The organism is Metasolibacillus fluoroglycofenilyticus (genome assembly GCF_003049645.1).
Lineage (GTDB): Bacteria > Bacillota > Bacilli > Bacillales_A > Planococcaceae > Metasolibacillus > Metasolibacillus fluoroglycofenilyticus.
In genome coordinates, this window is record NZ_PYWK01000001.1 from 963,921 (window position 1) to 983,599 (window position 19,679).

Here is a 19,679-nt window from a genome sequence, read left to right on the forward strand (position 1 = left end):
GACGGCTTTTTACGTATGGAAATTTACTTACTTAATAGCCTCGAAGTATAAAAGAAAGGAAGCTACTAATGAATACACCATTTTTTATTGTAATTAATCCTATAATAGCGATTATAATGGCTATCCTTTTTTATTTTGTAGTTGGAAATGTATACGAATTACCTATTCAAGAAGCGGTAGCAATACCTATGGGAGTCATATTATTTTTCATTTTAGTCATACCTTGTTACTTTCTAACAATTATATTTTTGCATTTCAAAAGGAAAAAGCTTGCTATTTATTTTTTTATTATTAATATTTTGTTTAGTTTAGGTATGACCTGCTTTTTAATTAGTGTCCACTTTATGAGAGTACACTTTCCAATTGAAATCGTAAAACATCTAATGGTAAGTTTTGTGCCTATCGGTCTTATTAGTTTATATGGTGTACTAGCAATATACTGTAAGATAACAGGGCGTTCAAAAACATTCAATTTTTACTAAAAGCAGTATTATATGAAGAAATATAAGAGCACCTGCTTCTGCAATCCGTTTTTTCCGCCAAAGGACTGAATTTTTGATGAATTACATATTTACAATAGTACATACACCATCTTCGTGTTAAACTAATGTAGGAAATTCATATATAAATTACGTAAGCTAAGGAGATGTTTATATGTTACATCAGCTTTCATGGAAAGTCGGTGGGCAACAAGGGGAAGGTATTGAAAGCACAGGTGAAATTTTCGCAACTGCGATGAACCGTTTAGGCTATCACTTATACGGTTACCGTCATTTCTCTTCTCGTATTAAAGGTGGCCATACGAATAATAAAATTACAGTGCGTCCAACAGAGGTACGTTCAATTGCGGACGATTTAGATATTTTAGTGGCATTTGACCAAGAAACAATTGATGTCAACTACAAGGAACTAACAGCATCAAGTATTATTTTAGCGGATGCTCGCTTTGAGCCAGTCGCTCCTGAAGATTGTGTAGCGCCATTATTTGCTGTACCATTTACAGAAATTGCAACAGAGCTTGGTACATCTCTCATGAAAAACATGGTAGCAATTGGTGCAACAACGGCATTATTGAATTTGGAGGAAACGGTATTCCAAGGCGTTGTAGAGGAAATTTTCGGACGCAAAGGTGAGGAAGTTGTAGCAAAAAACATTGAAGCGATTCAAAAGGGCCGTGAAGCAATCACGGAACAAATCGGCGATCGCGTTGGCGAATGGGCTTTAGCACCAGCAGACGGCAAGCGCCGTTTGTTTATGATTGGTAACGATGCTATCGCACTTGGCGCAATTGCTGCAGGCTCTCGTTTTATGGCGGCATATCCAATAACGCCAGCATCTGAAATTATGGAATATATGATTAAAAAGCTACCGACAGTTGGCGGTGCAGTCATTCAAACAGAAGATGAAATTGCAGCAGCAACGATGGCTATTGGTGCAAACTACGGTGGTGTGCGTTCATTTACAGCATCTGCAGGGCCAGGTCTTTCACTAATGGTAGAGGCAATCGGTTTATCTGGCATGACAGAGCAGCCGCTTGTTATTATTGACACACAACGTGGAGGCCCATCAACAGGCTTACCGACGAAGCAGGAACAATCCGATTTAATGGCAATGCTATACGGCACACATGGTGAGATTCCGAAAGTGGTCATTGCGCCATCAACAATGGAAGAGGCATTCTTTGACACAATTCAAGCGTTTAATATCGCGGAGCAATTGCAGTTACCTGTTATTTTAATGACGGATTTACAGCTATCATTAGGTAAGCAAACAGTAGCGCCATTTGATTACAGCAAAATTAAAATTAAGCGCGGTAAAATTGTTGAAGCAGTAGAAGACGTGGAGTCCAAAGACTATTTTAAGCGCTATGAAAATACAGAGGACGGTGTTTCACCGCGTATTTTACCGGGGACAAAGGGCGGCATTCACCATGTAACAGGTGTAGAGCATGATGAAACAGGGAAGCCATCTGAAGCTACGGGTAACCGTCGCACACAAATGGATAAGCGTATGCGCAAGCTCAATTATTTACAATTTGATACACCGATTTATGTCAATGCTCCACATGAGGAGGCAGATGTGCTACTTGTAGGCTTTAACTCGACACGTGGTGCAATAGAAGAAGTACAAGAAGTTTTAAATGCAGAAGGAATTAAAACGAACCATGCACATGTTCGTCTATTATTCCCATTCCCAGCGGAAGAAATGGCAGCATTAGCTGATAAGGCAAAAAAAATTATCGTTGTAGAAAATAATGCGACAGGCCAGCTTGCAAATATTATGAAAATGAATATTGGCGCACATGGAAAAACAACGACTGTTTTAAAATATGATGGTACACCATTTTTACCGCGTGAGCTAACAAACTTAGTAAAGGAGAAGATTTAATCATGGCAACATTTAAAGATTTTCGTAACTCAGTAAAGCCTAACTGGTGTCCAGGCTGTGGTGACTTCTCAGTACAAGCGGCAATTCAACGCGCGGCTGCAAATGTAGGCTATGAGCCACACGAATTAGCGGTTATATCTGGTATCGGTTGCTCTGGACGTATTTCAGGCTATATTAATTCATACGGCTTCCACGGTATTCATGGTCGTGCTTTACCAATTGCACAAGGCTTAAAAATGGCAAACAAAGATTTAAAAGTTATCGCATCAGGTGGTGACGGTGACGGCTTTGCAATTGGTATGGGACACACAATTCATGCAATTCGCCGCAATATTGATATAACGTATATCGTTATGGATAACCAAATTTATGGTTTAACGAAAGGTCAAACATCTCCACGTTCAGCGGCAGGATTTGTAACGAAATCAACGCCAGGTGGAGCGATTGAGCCATCATTAAAGCCGTTGGAAGTTGCTTTAACGAGCGGTGCGACATTTGTAGCACAAGGCTTCTCAACAGATATTAAAGAGCTAACAGCGTTAATTGAAGCGGGCTTAAATCATAAAGGTTTCTCATTTATTAACGTTTTCTCACCATGTGTGACTTATAATAAAGTAAACACATATGATTGGTTTAAAGAAAATTTAACAAAGCTTTCTGATATTGAAGACTATGACTACACAAACCGTTCATTAGCAATGCAAACAGTTATGGAAAAAGAGGGACTTGTGACAGGTATTATTTACCATGACCAAGAAACAACTTCTTATCAAGAAAAAGTAACAGGCTATTCAGAGCTACCGTTGACGGATATTGATATTAGCTTGTCAGAGGAGCAATTCAATAAGCTAGTGAAAGAATTTATGTAAGGGAGGTGTCCCACAAGCCGTGCAGTAGCCGACTTGTGGGACACTTTTTGATGTTACATTATAAGGAATAGCTAGATGAAATAGAGGGAAGTTTGTTTTAAAATGGGGTAAACATTGGATTTTGAGCTTGCTTTTGAGGTGGAGGGAGGATGCTCTGTGAAAAGTGCTATGAAAGAATTATTGTTTGTAATGGTGTTATCTTTTATTATATTTTTTAATCTTTATTTTGTTTTTGATAGAGATATAGAGAGTTCATTGATGTCTAGTGTAGCGTTTTCTGTAGTGTTTGGTTCATACCCTTTTGTAAAAAGAAAAATTGATGAGATGAGTAAGTGAAAATAAAGTCTTCCTTGCTTTTCTACTAAGCTAATCCTTTAGCAAAACACAATCGATAGGGTTTAGTAAGCGGGTAACTGCACCGCTACCCTCTATACAAAAACTTAACATTGCCTTTACATCGAATTTATACAATTCGTATATGCTTGTTTTAGATAGTAAAAAAGGAGCATATAAAATGAAATATGTTAAAGTAAAGGACAAGCTAATGTTATTAATGCTTGTTTGCGTTGTTTCAAATATTATTATTGCTATTTTTTGTATTGATTATTTGCGGAAAATGGAATGGCATGCTCAGCAAGTATATGAGCAAAAGGTGCAAGGAATGTATGTGTTAAAGTCGGCAGAAGCACTCACTATAGCAGGTCAAACAAAGGAAGCGCAGGCACTAATAAATGAGGCCCCTTATTTAGCATTTGATTCAAAAATGGATTTTTATTTAAAGCAGATGAAAACGGAAATAGATGAAGCCACTGTACAAGAGGTAATTGATTATGTACTTACTCGTACAGAGCAGCAAATCACGAATTATGAAAAGGACATACATAGAGGTTATTTCATTATTATATTTATTTCACTAACGATGGTGGTGCTCGTACTTATTTTAAGCTTTACTGCTTCAAGGTCTGTACGTAAGCCAACATCACAATTAAAAGATTTATTAAAGCGTGCGGAGCAAGGCGATTTTACACAAAAGGCAGTATATACATCGCGTGATGAGCTTGGGGAGCTGCTACTTTGCTATAATCAGATGGTCGAAGAAGTAAAGGGCTTATTAGAAGTAGTTAACAGCAGCGCAAGCTCTGTCGAAAAAGCAAACGAAAATATTCGTACAAGCTCGCAAACGATGACTGAATCTACTCAGCAAATGACCGAAAATACAGATGGCATAACGCACAGCATTATGGAATCAACAACACATTTAACATCAAACACGGCGATGATACAAGAGGTAGCAAGCAATATTACGACAATTACTAATCGCGTGCAAACAATGAAGGAAAATATTGTCGAGACGGTTAAGCAGGCGAGACAAGGTGAGCAAGAAATCGCAATGAATATGTCACAAATGCAAGTAATTGAACAGGCAATGGTTGAAACAGATGCGAAAATGCGCAAGCTTGAGCTGCAATCACAGGAAATTTCACAAGCTGTCGATATTATTCAAGCAATTGCTAATAATACGAGCTTGCTTGCTCTCAATGCCGCAATTGAAGCAGCACGAGCAGGCGAGGAAGGGAAAGGCTTTTCTGTTGTTGCAAATGAAGTTAAAAAACTGGCGCAGCAATCACTTGATTCAACAAAAATAATTACAGCAATTGTTAAAACGATACAGGAAGATACAAAAGATGCTGTAGGAATGATGGAAGTGGCAAATGAAGCCGTTCATTCAGGAATTCAAGTAACAACACAAACGGCTAATAATTTCCGAACAATCGCAGCGCGTATCGAGCATATTGAGCCACATATCGCAGATGTCTCTGCCACAATTGAAAAAATGTCACAATATGCTCAAAACGTAGCAGACCAATCAAGGGAGCTAACGCAAATATCTGAAGAAAATAGTGCGCAAGTGGAACAAATTGCCCAACAAACAGCACAACAGCTAGAAATTACAACAAATATGAATGAGCAAATTAAGCAAATTTCTAGAAATACACGCTCCTTATCGCATGCACTAAACAAATTCATTGTATAATAAAAGCTATAGCAATGAATTGAGGTGTGATGGAATTGACGAACGTTATAGATTTTATTACAAGGTACGAGCAAAAGGAATTGACCCAATTACAGCGTTCAGTGGAAGGCAGCTATTATAAGGCACAGCAATTAGAACGTTTAATCAATAAGCAGCAGCTCCAAGTCAAGGACCACACATTATTTTTAGGCTTTTTAGTTTACTTGCAGGAGCGGGGCATTGATGCACTAACCATTTTTAAAGATGTCTTTTCAATGTCACGCTACAAATTTGAGCATCATTATAATATGAAATGGTGGTCAGTTGCCCAACTCGGCTTTACATTTTTAGCGATTTTAAAGGACAACAAACCACAGGAATACAAGCGTTTTTGGGGGAACGAGGAATAAACCCAAGAAACGGAGTTGTGCGAAAGGTCCATTTTGTTTTGACACCGCATTGAAATAAATGTTTTCATCGCTTCCCCTTTACTGAATCTCTTGCCGTTTGTGTAGCTTCCTTGTCAGTAATATGAACAAAGTCTGCAATTAAATTTTTATCTAATAGTGGCAAGTCCATTAAATAGCCACCGCCTTGGATTTTGTGATTTTGATTCGTTAATGGCCTGCCAGAATAAAACGCTGCGGAATCGGATTCTACTAAATAGCAACGAATATTTTAAAGTGAAAATTCGATTATTTTTGACGGAGCTAGCCAACATATATAGGAATAATGGAAAAGACACTGTAAAATGCACTGTTTTAATACATTATGCGTAGTGTATAAACCAAAAAATTCACACAAAGTCCTTAACAATTGAAGCCTGAATAGTGTTCTTTCTTAGGAAATTCGCTATAATAGTGTAATGGATATTCGTATGCACGAAATCAATTGAAAGGAGTATATGGGCTCGATGAATGAGGAACAACGATTAGCAGGCAAACAAGTAAATCAACCAAAGCCTGCTGCTGAAAAGGATTATAGCAAATATTTTGAAAAAGTATTCACAGCTCCTTCTTTAAAAGATGCGAAAAAGCGTGGTAAAGAAGAGATAAAATATCATAAGGATTTTACGATTGACGAGCAGTTTTTAAATATGGGTCATGGGCGCAAATTTTATATTCGCACATATGGCTGTCAAATGAACGAGCACGATACAGAAGTAATGGCAGGTATTTTCATGCAACTTGGCTACGAGCCGACAGAGAACATTGAAGAAGCTGATGTCGTATTATTAAACACTTGTGCGATTCGTGAAAATGCAGAAAATAAAGTGTTTGGTGAGCTTGGCTTCTTAATGAAATACAAGCGCCGCAATCCAGAAATGCTAATCGGCGTGTGTGGCTGTATGTCACAGGAGGAATCGGTTGTTAATAAGATTTTAACGACGTATCAACATGTGGATATGGTATTCGGTACGCATAATATCCATCGACTACCAAATATTTTAACAGAAGCGTATATGTCGAAGGAAATGGTCATTGAAGTTTGGTCAAAGGAAGGCGATGTAATCGAAAACTTACCGAAGCAGCGCCTTGGTTCGATTAAAGCATGGGTTAATATTATGTATGGCTGTGATAAATTTTGTACGTACTGTATCGTACCATACACACGCGGGAAAGAGCGCTCTCGTCGACCAGAAGAAATTATTGCAGAAGTGCGTGAATTAGCAGCAAGTGGCTATAAAGAAATTATGCTACTCGGTCAAAATGTCAATGCCTACGGTAAAGATTTCACAGATATTGACTACCGTCTAGGTGATTTGATGGACGAGCTGCGGAAAATTGATATTCCACGCATTCGCTTTACGACAAGCCATCCACGTGATTTCGATGATTATTTAATCGAAGTTTTAGCGAAAGGTGGCAATTTAGTAGAACATATTCACTTACCTGTACAATCAGGTTCGAATGAAATTTTGAAAATTATGGCACGCAAATATACACGAGAGCATTTCCTTGATTTAGTACGTAAAATTAAAGAAGCGATGCCAGATGTTGCTTTATCCACAGATATTATTGTTGGCTATCCGAATGAAACGGAGGAGCAGTTCCAAGAGACGCTAGACTTATATCGCGAAGTAGGCTTTGAAATGGCCTACACGTATATTTATTCGCCACGTGAAGGAACACCTGCTGCGAAAATGGTTGACAATGTACCTATGGAAGTAAAAAAACAACGTTTGCAGCGTTTAAATGCAATTGTTGAAGAGTTTTCGAGTGCAGCATTGCAAAAGCTTGAAGGTGAATTTGTTGAGGTGCTTGTAGAAGGTAGCAGTAAAAAACGCGATGATGTGTTAGCTGGTTATACACGTAAAAATAAACTCGTAAACTTTGAAGGTCCTATGGATTTAGTAGGGCAGTTAGTAAAAGTGAAAATTATGGAAGCAAAAAGCTATTCATTACGCGGAGAGTTTGTAGAAATTGTAAAACGACATGAGGTGCATAGTTAATGACAACATATTATACAAAAGATGAAATCGTCGCAAAGGCAAAAGAGATTGCCAATATGATTGCCAATACAGAGGAAGTAGAGTTTTTCAAAAAAGCAGAGGCACAAATCAATGAAAACCAATTTGTGCGAGAAAAAATCGCTTCATTAAAAACATTACAAAAGCAAGCTGTAAATTTCCAACACTTAGGTAAAGAAAAGGCGCTAAATATGATTGAAGGTAAAATTGAGGCCATTGAGCAGGAAATCGACGAAATCCCTGTAGTGCAACAATTTAAGCAGTCACAAATGGATGTAAATGATTTGCTTCAATTAGTTTCCAATGCTATTGCCAATGAGGTAACAAACGAAATTATTGCCTCAACAGGCGGCGATTTACTGCGCGGTGAAACAGGCTCAAAGGTTGAAAATAGCGTGCCGGGTAGCTGCTCATAATAATATAGTATATGTGTAAAGGGATACGAGAAAGGCAGAGGAAAATCTGTTTTTATCGTATCCCTTTGTTTTTATTCATAAATTGTCATCAATAATGCAGGATAGTACATAATTAATTTCAAATGGTTTGTCGAACAGAGTGGAACATGTTATAAATAAGTAAAATGGACTAATGAAATTTGTGGAAGTCTGATACATTTATCTTGATTCAGCGAAAAATGGATGCTCGCTGGGAAGCTTTTCGAGCTCGGAAAAAATCTAATCATAATTATGTAGAGGCATAATTGATTAAACGAAAAGAAGGGTAGCCAATGTATATAAATAACAATAACACAGTTGATAGAGGACAATTGTATTTTGGGTTATGCCAAGTAGCAAAGCAATTTGAATCAGGATTAGTTATTTTAGATGCACAGCAGCAACATCGGATTATATTTGCCAATAATATTTTTGTGAGTATGACTGAATATAGTCATGATGAGCTCATTGGCTCTACATTAACAATACTGAAAGGTCCATTAACAGATGCAAACAGTGAGGCACTTATTTTAGAAAGTCTCCAACTAGGTTTATCGCTGAAATTATCAATATTCCATTATCGCAAGGATCAAACAGCCTTTTGGAATGAATTATCCATTCTCCCTATAAGAGATAATGAAAGTGTTGTACAATTTTACATAGTTGCTACTAGAGATATTACAGATTCTATTAATGTAGAGGCTTTAATTGCTGTTGAGCGTGAGGCTTATTCAGAGCTAGAGCAGGGGGCGAATATTGCAGAGGTTTTTGAGCATCTTTGCCGACATATTTCTACAACATTACAAAAGAAAAGTTATACATGTATATTTTTAATTGAGGATAATCGTTTGAACTTAGTGGCTACAAATACATTGCCGAAAAAAATAAGGAAAATTTTTAATTCGGTCGATCAAATGAATTTAGACTATAGTCATTTTCTGCAAAATATTATGACAGAGCGTTATGTTATTCAAGATTTAACGAAGCAATCAGGTGACTGGGTAAATATATTACGACAAAATGGGGTAGAAGCAATTTGGCATCAGGCAATCAAAACGCCTGAAGGAGAGCTTGCAGGCATATTCTCGTTATCTTTTATCGAGCCTATAAAGTTTCCGCGTCCAAATGAGCTTAAATTTTTAGATAGAGTGGCACCAATTGTTACACTTGCATTGAAATATTTCAATCAAAAAAAGGAAATTTTACAGCTAGCCTATTATGATGAAAAGACAGGATTACCAAATTTTACACTGTTTCAAAACGAGTTGAATCAATTTTATCATGAAGACTACAATGGGGTTATTTGTATCATTGAGCCGGGGGAGTATCAGAGAGTTGTAGATTTATACGGAAGACAAGGGGGCGATGCGCTATTATTGCAACTGGCGCAACGAGCAATGCTAATACCCGCATTTGAAAATGCACTCATTGCCCGATACACGAACTCTTCCGTTATTTTAGCAAGCAAATATGCAATTGATGATGAGCTAGACAAGCTTTTACAGGAAATCATTGTGGAACCTTTTACAATTGAAGGGAAAAGCGTTTATATTACATTGAAAATTGGCACATCCAACTATGGTAAAACTATTTTAAGCACCGAGGCGGTAAAGCACGCGGATACGGCTTTATCTGTTGCTTTAAAAAGTGCAGGTACAACGATGAAAGTGTATGATGAATCTCGCGTGCAAACGCTACAACTTGAAATGGACGTTCTTTCATCTTTTTCATATGCATTAAAAAATCAAGAATTTATGCCTGTACTTCAGCCAAAGATAAATATTCAAACAGGGCAAATTGAAGGCTTTGAAGCATTAGCTCGATGGTTTTCAGAAAGCCTTGGCTTTGTATCGCCTGCAATATTTATTCCTGTTGCAGAAAACACCGGTAATATTCATAAAGTCGACCGCCTAATTTTAAGAAGGATTTTAGCTTGGCAAAAAGCGAGACAAGATGCAGGTAAAAAAATGTATCAAATTGCAGTTAATATATCACCAAGCCATTTTTATGATCCGTATTTTGTAGAAAACATGAAGCAACTTATTACTGAATATGGCGTCGAGCCACGCTACATTAAATTTGAAATTACCGAAAGTGTAGAGCTTGAAAATATGATGCGGGCGAAGAAGATTATTAACGAGCTGAAATCTTTTGGTATTGCGATGTCAATTGATGATTTTGGTGTAGGCTATTCATCTTTAGGCTATTTAAAAGAACTGCCGTTTGATGAAATAAAAATCGATAAAAGCTTTATCGATCATTTATCAGATGAAAGAATGAATGCAGTTGTGCGTACAATCATTCAATTATCAGCAAATTTATATATGAAATCTGTTGCTGAAGGGATTGAAACAGAGGAGCAACATTTAGAGCTACAAAAAATAGGTTGCCAAGTAGGACAAGGCTATTATTACTACAAGCCGATGACTTTAGCAGAGGTAGAGCAACTGCTAGATTCACAGGAAAACTAAGAGAAGAGGTGTCTGAAGGGCGTGCGAATGCATTGCTTTTCAGGCAATTTTTTTGAAAAGACTCATCTTTGAAATTTTGCGAACACTGATTTAAAACGACAATTTCAGTTGTGGCTGCCTATAAGGTCACTGGTTTTGAAGGAGGACCAGTGTAATGCAGGTTAGTAGGGCGTGACGGTTCCACCGAACAGCTCAAAAAAATCTAGACGCAATTATACCTCGGTGTAATTGTTAATGCGTACAAAAAATTACGAATTAAAGCGAAATACTGTTTACAACGTAATAAAAATTGGCTACTATCATGTTAAATAGATATCAAAATTAGATGAAACAGATATCGAAATTAGATAAAGGGGATACTTTATGGAACAGCAAATGCGTGTAGAGAAAGATTTTCTAGGAGAACGTGAATTACCGAGAGATGCGTACTATGGCATCCAAACATTACGTGCAACCGAAAACTTTCCTATTACAGGTTTATCACTACATACTTCGTTAATTCGTGCAATGGGGATTGTCAAAAAAGCAGCAGCTTTAGGTAATATGGAAGTTGAATTATTACCAAAGGAATTAGGTGTAGCCATCGTTGTGGCTGCAGATGAGGTTATCGAAGGAAAATGGGATAAGCAATTTATTGTAGACCCAATTCAAGGTGGAGCCGGAACGTCGATTAATATGAATGCCAACGAAGTAATCGCGAACCGTGCATTGGAGATTTTAGGTAAGGAAAAAGGCGATTATGCAACGATTAGTCCGAACAGCCATGTCAATATGTCACAATCGACAAATGATGCCTTCCCAACAGCCATTCATATCGCAATTTTAAGCTTAATTGAAGAATTACTTGCAACAATGCAGCATATGCAAAATACATTTGAAATGAAGGCTGAGCAATTCGCACATGTCATTAAAATGGGGCGTACACATTTACAAGACGCTGTTCCAATTCGACTTGGACAAGAGTTTGAAGCATATAGCCGTGTGATTAGCCGCGATATTAAACGTATTGCTGCAACACGTGAGCATTTATATGAAGTGAATATGGGAGCAACAGCAGTAGGAACAGGCTTAAATGCTGTGCCTAATTACATTTTAGCCGTAGACCGCCATCTGGCAGAGCTTTCTAGCTTCCCATTAACAGGTGCAACACATTTAGTTGATGCAACACAAAATACAGATGCGTATACAGAAGTATCAAGCGCATTAAAAATTTGTATGGTTAATATGTCGAAAATCTCAAATGATTTACGTTTAATGGCTTCTGGACCACGTGCAGGGCTTGGCGAAATCTTTTTGCCAGCACGTCAGCCAGGCTCTTCGATTATGCCGGGTAAAGTGAATCCAGTTATGCCAGAAGTATTAAATCAAGTAGCTTTCCAAGTCATTGGTAACGACCATACAATTTCAATGGCTTCAGAAGCTGGACAATTAGAATTAAACGTAATGGAGCCAGTATTAGTATTCAATTTAATTCAATCATTAAGCATTATGAATAATGTATTCGAAGCATTCACGGAGCATTGCTTAAAAGATATTAAAGCCAATGAAGAGCGCATGAAAGAATATGTAGAAAAAAGCGTCGGTATTTTAACAGCGGTGAATCCACATATCGGTTATGAAACAGCAGCCCGCCTAGCGAATGAAGCAATTTTAACAGGACGTTCTATTCGCGAGCTATGTATTGAAGCAGGTGTATTAACGGCTGAGCAACTCGACCTTATTTTAGACCCGTATGAAATGACACATCCAGGTATAGCGGGCTCGAGTATTTTGAAACATCGTTAGAGAGAAACTTCAAAATGAACATTTCCCCCCTTCCTAGCACCATTTAGGCGAGTGCCGCATAAACTATGGCGAGCCACATAGGAAGGGGGATTTTTCGTTGAAACGATTACGTCAAATTGTGACAAAGGCTGTTGTAGCGAAGGGAAAGAAGCGTACTGAGAGTGTTGAAACGCTATGTCCGCCAAATGTTCCAACGAGTATTTTAGGATGCTGGGTAATCAATCACCATTACCAAGCGAAAAAGAATGGAAATTTTGTTGAGGTGTCAGGGAAATTTGATATTAATGTATGGTATGCTTACAATCAACATTCGAAAACGGCTGTTTACACAGAAACAATAACATATCGTGACCGCATTAAATTACATTATCGCGATGAAAAGGTGCAGGACACGAATGATGTTCATACACATGTGTTACAGCAACCAAACTGTGTTGAGGCAATTATTGTAAGTGGTGATAAGTTCCAAGTAACAATTGAACGGGAGTTTTTAGTCGAGCTAATTGGTGAAACGACTGTCTGCATCCATGTTCATCCATTAGAGTTTGAGGATGAATGGGAGATTGCAGAATCATCCTCCTCTAGCTCATCCTCCTCAAGTTCATCATCATTGCTAGGAAGCTCAAGCTCCTCACACATCCGTCACATAAAAGAATCATCATCTTTCCAATAAACGAAGTAGGGAGGCTGTTTGAAAAGTAGGCGAATATGCCACTTTTCAAACAGCCATTGTTTGTTTTTTGAAGCATTTAGTTGTGGAAAATCGCAGATAAGTCATGAAAATTTGCAAAAACCATATAAAAACCCCTTCCCTCTATACTCCAACCTCAATAGATAATCGTGCATTTTTCTTCTTAATAAAGGGGTGAGCATGCACAACAGATGTTTTTTTTATATAATAGAAGTAATGACTATAGAAATTGATTAAAAGAGGGTTTTTTACATGACTACATACACGCCGATGATGCAACAATATTTAATGATAAAAGAAGATTATAAGGACGCGTTTTTATTTTTTCGCTTAGGCGATTTTTATGAGCTGTTTTTTGAGGATGCAGAGAAGGCATCACAATTATTGGAAATTACGTTGACGAGCCGTGATGCGGGGAGTAAGGAGCGAATTCCAATGTGTGGTGTGCCCCACCATTCTGCTAAAAACTATATTGAAACACTTGTTTCAAAAGGTTATAAAGTAGCGATTTGCGAACAGACAGAAGACCCCAAAGTAGCTAAAGGTGTCGTGAAGCGAGAGGTTGTCCAGCTTATTACACCGGGGACAATTACAGAGGGAAAAACGATTGATGGTAAAACGAATCATTTTATTGCGGCAGCAGAATATATAACGGAGCAGCAAATTGCTTTTGCGACATTAGATATTTCAACAGGTGAGTCGACAGCGACAGTTATTGAAGGCGATATTAAAGCATTATTTCAGCAACTGCAATCCTACGCGATTCGTGAATTAATTGTCGGAGAGGCTTTGAATTTAGAGGCTGCTGAAATGGCGCAAACTTTGAATATTGTGCTATCCGTTGAGCATGAGGAAATGCAACAGGCAGAGCAATTTACCGCAGGTTTACCGCAAAATGTGAAGCCTATTGCCAGCAAGCTTTTACGCTATATTGAACGCACACAAATGCGTTCGCTTACACATATTCAATCATTCCAATTTACTGAAATGAATCATTATTTATCGATTGATGCGAATTCAAAGCGTAATTTAGAGCTTATGCAATCAATCCGTGGGGGCGACCAAAAGGGTACACTTTTATGGTTGCTTGATGAAACTGTCACTGCGATGGGGGGGCGGAAATTAAAGCAATGGCTGCATCAGCCCCTTGTTCAGCGGGCTAAAATTGAGAAGCGTTTAACAATTGTAGAGCATTTATTAGAAGATTTTTTCATCCGTGAGGAGCTGCGTGAGCGTTTAAAGCTAGTGTATGATTTAGAGCGTTTAGCGGGGCGCGTCGCATTTGGTAATGTTGGTGGACGAGATTTAGCACAGCTACGTGAATCATTGCGCCAAGTACCCGCCATTCGTGAGCAGCTATTGGTAAGTACAAAGGAGCCGTTACGTCAGCTAGGTGAAGCGCTTGATTTATGCGAGGAAGTGGAGCAGTTACTAGGAGAAGCGATTACTGACCATCCACCGATTGCCATTAAAGAGGGGGATGTTATTCGGGATGGCTACAATGAAAAGTTAGATGAGTTGCGCTATGCTTCACGCAATGGCAAGGATTGGATTGCTCAGCTTGAGCAAAAGGAACGTGAGCTAACAGGGATTAAAAACTTAAAAATCGGCTATAACCGCATTTTTGGCTATTATATTGAAATTACGAAATCGAATTACAGCAATGTTGATTTAACGCGCTATGAGCGCAAGCAAACATTAGCGAATGCAGAACGTTATATTACGCAGGAGCTGAAAGAAAAAGAGGCTTTGATTTTAAATGCTGAAGAGCAAAGCTTAGCGCTCGAATATGATTTATTCGTTGCATTGCGCGACGAATTAAAGGCATATATTCCACGTGTACAAGCACTGGCGGCTGAAATAAGTGAATTAGATGTATTTATCAGCTTCGCCCTTATTTCTGAAAAATACCATTTTACTCGTCCGACATTCCATGACGGGCGCGCATTGACAATTAAAGAGGGACGTCATCCGGTTGTTGAAAAAATGTTGAATAAGCAATTATACGTGCCGAATGATTGTGTATTGCCAGATGCACGAAATATGATGCTTATTACAGGGCCGAATATGTCTGGTAAAAGTACGTATATGAGGCAAGTTGCCATAACCGTTATTTTGGCGCAAATGGGCTGTTACGTACCAGCAAAAGAGGCATATTTACCGATTACTGACCAAATTTTCACGCGTATCGGTGCAGCGGATGATTTAGCAGCAGGACAATCGACCTTTATGGTAGAAATGCTAGAATCTCAATATGCCATTACCCATGCAACAAAAAATAGCTTGCTATTATTTGATGAGATAGGGCGTGGGACATCAACATATGATGGTATGAGCTTAGCACAGGCAATGATGGAATATATTCATCGGGAAATCGGCGCAAATACACTATTCTCGACACATTATCATGAATTAACAGAGCTCGAGCGTGACTTAGAGCGTCTACAAAATGTCCATGTAAGTGCGACGGAGCGCGATGGTAAAGTGGTCTTTTTGCATAAAGTTAAAGAAGGAGCGGCAGATAAAAGTTATGGTGTGCATGTCGCAGAATTAGCAGAAATGCCTAAGCCTATTATTGAACGCGCAAGAGTGCTACTAACACAATTTGAGGCACAGGAAATAAACGCGGTGAAGGAGGAAGCTGCTACGCCACCAGTAGTAGCAGAGCAGTTATCGCTTTTCATAGAGCAGCAGGAAGAACAGGAAGTGCTAGAAACGTTAGCTAAAGTAAATATAATGGGGACAACCCCGCTACAAGCAATGACATTACTGCATGAATTACAACAAAAATTATTGAATAAGTAGAGGTGAGCGCGAATGGGGAAAATCCATATTATGGATGAATGGCTGTCCAATAAAATTGCGGCGGGGGAAGTAGTGGAGCGTCCTGCATCTGTTGTCAAAGAGCTTGTAGAAAATGCGATTGATGCGGGTGCAACAACGATTGAAGTGTTTTTAGAGGAGGCTGGATTAACGTCAATCCAAGTCGTCGATAATGGCAGTGGGATGAATGAGGAGGACGCGTTGAAATCCTTCCAGCGACATGCTACCTCAAAAATCGAAAAGGAGCAGGATTTATTCCGCATTCGCACACTTGGTTTCCGTGGTGAGGCATTGGCCTCTATTTCATCTGTTTGCAAAATGACGATGAACACATCTGACGGTCAGAACGGGGCACAATTATATATTGAAGGTGGACATATTAAAAGTCAGCAGCCTGCGGCATTACGACAAGGAACTGATATTACAGTAGCGCAATTATTTTACAATACACCAGCACGATTAAAATATTTAAAAACTGTGCAAACGGAGCTTGGTCATTCGCTTGATTTGTTAAATCGCTTGGCCTTAGGTAATCCACATATCGCCTTTAAGCTTGTGCATAATGGACAAGTACAGCTACAAACAAATGGACGAGGGCATGTTCAACAGGTGTTAGCGGCAATTTACGGGGCGCATAATGCGAAGAAAATGTTTGCGTTCAAAGGAGAAACAAATGATTATAAAATTTATGGCTTTGCTACATTGCCAGAGCTGACACGAGCTTCGAAAAACTATATTTCAGTATTTGTTAACGGGCGCTGGGTTAAGCATTATTTAGTACAGAAGGCAGTCGTTGATGCATTTCACACGTATTTACCTATCGAACGCTACCCGATTGCAGTATTATTCATTGAAGGTGATCCGCAGCTAACAGATGTCAATGTTCACCCAGCAAAGCATCAAATTCGTTTAAGTAAGGAAGCTGAGCTTTTACAATTAGTGGAGCAAACAATCCGTGAAGCAGTGCGTGAGGTTGTTCGTGTCCCATTGGCAACAAAGCCGAAAAAACTTGAAAAATTACCTAGTGAGCAGTTGAATATGTGGAAGCCAGCTCCGTCATTTAATGAGGAAAAGATGGCGGCAATAGTAGGTCAATTAAATGACAATAGATTGGAGCAGGCTCCATTAAAAGGCGAACCTATTCAATTGAAGGAAAGTCAGGAGCCCTTAACAATAGAGCCAGTTATAGAGGAGCATATAACAGAGTTAACGATTGAAGAGCCTGTAGTGGAACTGCAGCTACCTAAAGAGGAAAAGACACCGTTTCCGCAGCTTGATGTTATCGGGCAAATCCATGGCACATATATTGTTGCACAAATGGAGGACGGCTTTTATTTAATTGACCAGCATGCTGCTCAAGAGCGAATAAAATATGAATATTATCGAGAGAAAGTAGGCGAGGTCAATGCTAATGAGCGTCAAGCACTACTTCTACCATTAACCTTTCATTATTCAGCGGATGAGGCGCTACGTTTAATGGAGCATCAGCAAGGCTTACAGGAAATCGGTATTTATTTAGAGCCGTTTGGGCAAAATTCCTTCGTAGTGCGTGAGCATCCGACTTGGTTCCCTCAAGGCTTTGAGCAAGAAATTATCGAGGAATTAATCGAGCAAGTGCTTACGACACGTAAGGCAGATATTAAAAAATTGCGTGAGGAAGCAGCCATTATGATGAGCTGCAAAAAGTCGATTAAAGCAAACTATTATTTAACAAATGAACAGATGGCCCAGCTGTTGCATGATTTAAGAGAGGCGGAAAATCCATTTACATGCCCACATGGACGTCCTGTCTTAATTCACTTTTCAACATATGAGCTAGAAAAAATGTTCAAGCGTGTAATGTAATAATCAACAAGGGGGAATTTTATGGAACAGCAACAGCGATTTTTAACGATGCGAGATGGGCAACAAATTTTCGTTCGTACATTTGAGCCAGAGCATGTCATTGGACATGTCCATATTTTACATGGGATGGGTGAACATTCAGGACGCTATGAGGAGTTTGCCAAGATGCTTTGTGCAGAAGGTTATTATGTGTCAATGCATGACCACAGGGGGCATGGACACACGGCACAAGGTACTTACGGGCATTTTGCGGATGAACGTGGCTTTCACCATGTTGTTGTAGATGTACTAGAGGTGCTACTAATCTTACGCAAAACAGTTACAGCGCCACTTACGCTGTTTGGACATAGCATGGGCTCGTTTATTGCACGCCGTTTTATTCAGCTATATAGCGACCAAATTACGGCTTGTATTATTTGTGGAACAGGTGTTACATCAGCAACACATTTAGCAGGCAATCAGCTTGCTAACACGCTAGCGAAGGCACAAGGAAAGCAAATAGCTAGTCCTTTAATGAATAGCCTTAGCTTTGGTAGCTTTAATAAAGCATTTTCGGATACGACAACGGAGTTCGACTGGCTTTCTCGTGACATAGACGAAGTGCAAAAATATATCGAGGATGAAATGTGTGGCTTTATCCCATCACATCAATTTTATGCTGATTTAACAGAAGGTCTATTACTTATTCATCGCAAAGATGAGATGGCACGCACACGTACAGATTTACCTGTGCTATTTATTAGCGGCAGCCATGACCCAGTTGGTAATTTCGGTAAAGGTGTATTCAAAGTTGCTAAAAGAATGGTAGAGGTTGGAATGGAAAATGTAACGGTGCACCTATTCGAAGAAATGCGTCATGAAATTTTAAATGAAAAAAATAAACAGCATGTACACGATGTTGTTTTACGGTGGTTAAAAAATGTTGAAAACAAACTATGATGTTGTCGCAATTATTGGTCCGACAGCATCGGGCAAGACAGCATTAAGTATTCGATTAGCTAAGTTAATAGATGGAGAAATTATTAATGGTGACTCCATGCAAGTTTATAAAGGGCTAGATATAGGAACAGCTAAAATTACAGCGGCTGAAATGGAGGGAATCCCCCATCATTTACTCGATATAAAGGAGCCGACAGATAGTTTTTCAGTTGCGGAATATCAGCAGCTCGTGCGCGCTAAAATTGCAGAAATTGCAACGCGCGGCAAAGTGCCAATTATTGTAGGTGGGACAGGCTTATATGTGCAATCTGTGCTCTATGATTTTCAATTTATAAAAGAGGAAGTAAATGAAGAGGCTCGCTCCTCCTACTACAAGGAACTAGAAAAAAACGGCCCTGATGCGATGCATGCCAAGCTAGCAGCCTTAGATGCAGAAACAGCCAGTATGATTCATCCGAACAATACAAGAAGGGTCATTAGGGCATTAGAAATGCTAGAGCTAAGTGGTACATCAAAGGCGGCTGAGGAGCATAACAGGGGGCATATCCCATTATACAATCATTTAATTATCGGTTTAGATATGGAGCGCGAAAAATTGTATGAGCGCATTAATTTGCGCGTCGATTTGATGATTCAACAAGGCTTAGAGCAAGAGGTCAGAGGTTTATATGACGCGGGTATTCGTGACGTGCAGGCGATGAAAGCAATCGGTTACAAGGAGCTATGTGCTTATTTTGACGGGCTCCTTTCATATGAGGACGCAGTGCAGCAAATTAAACAAAACTCGCGCCGTTATGCTAAACGTCAGCTCACGTATTTCCGCAATAAGATGGAAGTGCATTGGATTAGTACGGACTGGGAGCAAGTCAAAGCATATTTTACTGAAGGTTTTTGAAAAAATAGAAGGGAATTTAGAAGATATACCGAATACTTATTAATGGTTATAAAAT

General features: G+C 39.0%; 15 protein-coding genes. All 15 read left to right on the plus strand.

From position 1 onward, the window contains the following. Positions 1 to 68 precede the first annotated feature (68 nt). The 15 genes from C9J36_RS04285 to miaA all read left to right on the plus strand — a co-directional run bounded on the left by C9J36_RS04285 (position 69) and on the right by miaA (position 19,624). On the plus strand, positions 69 to 482 hold the full coding sequence (locus tag C9J36_RS04285) for a hypothetical protein (protein WP_107942315.1): 414 nt from the start codon (positions 69 to 71) through the stop codon (positions 480 to 482). A gap of 172 nt (positions 483 to 654) precedes the next feature. Next, positions 655 to 2,388, plus strand: coding sequence for a 2-oxoacid:acceptor oxidoreductase subunit alpha (locus tag C9J36_RS04290; RefSeq protein WP_066170241.1), 1,734 nt, complete (start codon positions 655 to 657; stop codon positions 2,386 to 2,388). Positions 2,389 to 2,390: 2 nt separating this feature from the next. Further along, entirely contained in the window at positions 2,391 to 3,257 is an 867-nt protein-coding gene (locus C9J36_RS04295; protein ID WP_066170244.1) for a 2-oxoacid:ferredoxin oxidoreductase subunit beta, read from the plus strand. A 114-nt stretch (positions 3,258 to 3,371) separates the two neighbouring features. Beyond that, positions 3,372 to 3,593 (plus strand): hypothetical protein, encoded by a 222-nt coding sequence (locus C9J36_RS04300; RefSeq protein WP_107942316.1) that lies wholly within the window; start codon positions 3,372 to 3,374, stop codon positions 3,591 to 3,593. A 178-nt stretch (positions 3,594 to 3,771) separates the two neighbouring features. Beyond that, positions 3,772 to 5,292 (plus strand): methyl-accepting chemotaxis protein, encoded by a 1,521-nt coding sequence (locus C9J36_RS04305; protein ID WP_161956377.1) that lies wholly within the window; start codon positions 3,772 to 3,774, stop codon positions 5,290 to 5,292. Positions 5,293 to 5,327: 35 nt separating this feature from the next. Next, entirely contained in the window at positions 5,328 to 5,681 is a 354-nt protein-coding gene (locus C9J36_RS04310; protein WP_066170253.1) for a hypothetical protein, read from the plus strand. Positions 5,682 to 6,184: 503 nt separating this feature from the next. Next, positions 6,185 to 7,723 (plus strand): tRNA (N6-isopentenyl adenosine(37)-C2)-methylthiotransferase MiaB, encoded by a 1,539-nt coding sequence (gene miaB, locus C9J36_RS04315; RefSeq protein WP_107942318.1) that lies wholly within the window; start codon positions 6,185 to 6,187, stop codon positions 7,721 to 7,723. After that, positions 7,723 to 8,157, plus strand: a complete 435-nt coding sequence (locus C9J36_RS04320; RefSeq protein WP_107942319.1) for a YlbF/YmcA family competence regulator — start codon at positions 7,723 to 7,725, stop codon at positions 8,155 to 8,157. Before miaB ends, C9J36_RS04320 begins: the two co-directional genes overlap by 1 nt. A gap of 311 nt (positions 8,158 to 8,468) precedes the next feature. Further along, positions 8,469 to 10,646 carry an EAL domain-containing protein gene (locus C9J36_RS04325; RefSeq protein WP_107942320.1) on the plus strand — a complete coding sequence of 726 codons (2,178 nt, stop codon included), beginning with the start codon at positions 8,469 to 8,471 and terminating at the stop codon, positions 10,644 to 10,646. Positions 10,647 to 11,009: 363 nt separating this feature from the next. Beyond that, a complete protein-coding gene (aspA, locus tag C9J36_RS04330; protein WP_066171243.1) occupies positions 11,010 to 12,431 on the plus strand; it encodes an aspartate ammonia-lyase in 1,422 nt (473 codons plus the stop codon). 97 nt (positions 12,432 to 12,528) lie between these two features. Continuing rightward, entirely contained in the window at positions 12,529 to 13,104 is a 576-nt protein-coding gene (gene cotE / locus C9J36_RS04335; protein WP_066171240.1) for an outer spore coat protein CotE, read from the plus strand. A gap of 270 nt (positions 13,105 to 13,374) precedes the next feature. Then, positions 13,375 to 15,927, plus strand: a complete 2,553-nt coding sequence (gene mutS / locus C9J36_RS04340) for a DNA mismatch repair protein MutS (RefSeq protein WP_107942321.1) — start codon at positions 13,375 to 13,377, stop codon at positions 15,925 to 15,927. A 12-nt stretch (positions 15,928 to 15,939) separates the two neighbouring features. Further along, entirely contained in the window at positions 15,940 to 17,790 is a 1,851-nt protein-coding gene (gene mutL / locus C9J36_RS04345; RefSeq protein WP_066171234.1) for a DNA mismatch repair endonuclease MutL, read from the plus strand. A 21-nt stretch (positions 17,791 to 17,811) separates the two neighbouring features. After that, positions 17,812 to 18,729 (plus strand): alpha/beta fold hydrolase, encoded by a 918-nt coding sequence (locus C9J36_RS04350; protein ID WP_107942322.1) that lies wholly within the window; start codon positions 17,812 to 17,814, stop codon positions 18,727 to 18,729. Further along, positions 18,710 to 19,624 carry a tRNA (adenosine(37)-N6)-dimethylallyltransferase MiaA gene (gene miaA / locus C9J36_RS04355; RefSeq protein ID WP_107942323.1) on the plus strand — a complete coding sequence of 305 codons (915 nt, stop codon included), beginning with the start codon at positions 18,710 to 18,712 and terminating at the stop codon, positions 19,622 to 19,624. Before C9J36_RS04350 ends, miaA begins: the two co-directional genes overlap by 20 nt. The last annotated feature ends 55 nt before the right edge of the window (positions 19,625 to 19,679 follow it).

What these genes read in the sequence shown, in the direction of transcription:
- mutL (WP_066171234.1), top strand. Translation starts at nt 15,940, where the DNA reads ATGGGGAAAATCCATATTATGGATGAATGGCTGTCCAATAAAATTGCG.
- aspA (WP_066171243.1), top strand. Translation starts at nt 11,010, where the DNA reads ATGGAACAGCAAATGCGTGTAGAGAAAGATTTTCTAGGAGAACGTGAA.
- C9J36_RS04290 (WP_066170241.1), top strand. Translation starts at nt 655, where the DNA reads ATGTTACATCAGCTTTCATGGAAAGTCGGTGGGCAACAAGGGGAAGGT.
- miaB (WP_107942318.1), top strand. Translation starts at nt 6,185, where the DNA reads ATGAATGAGGAACAACGATTAGCAGGCAAACAAGTAAATCAACCAAAG.
- C9J36_RS04350 (WP_107942322.1), top strand. Translation starts at nt 17,812, where the DNA reads ATGGAACAGCAACAGCGATTTTTAACGATGCGAGATGGGCAACAAATT.
- mutS (WP_107942321.1), top strand. Translation starts at nt 13,375, where the DNA reads ATGACTACATACACGCCGATGATGCAACAATATTTAATGATAAAAGAA.
- C9J36_RS04295 (WP_066170244.1), top strand. Translation starts at nt 2,391, where the DNA reads ATGGCAACATTTAAAGATTTTCGTAACTCAGTAAAGCCTAACTGGTGT.
- C9J36_RS04325 (WP_107942320.1), top strand. Translation starts at nt 8,469, where the DNA reads ATGTATATAAATAACAATAACACAGTTGATAGAGGACAATTGTATTTT.
- C9J36_RS04285 (WP_107942315.1), top strand. Translation starts at nt 69, where the DNA reads ATGAATACACCATTTTTTATTGTAATTAATCCTATAATAGCGATTATA.
- C9J36_RS04305 (WP_161956377.1), top strand. Translation starts at nt 3,772, where the DNA reads ATGAAATATGTTAAAGTAAAGGACAAGCTAATGTTATTAATGCTTGTT.
- C9J36_RS04320 (WP_107942319.1), top strand. Translation starts at nt 7,723, where the DNA reads ATGACAACATATTATACAAAAGATGAAATCGTCGCAAAGGCAAAAGAG.
- miaA (WP_107942323.1), top strand. Translation starts at nt 18,710, where the DNA reads ATGTTGAAAACAAACTATGATGTTGTCGCAATTATTGGTCCGACAGCA.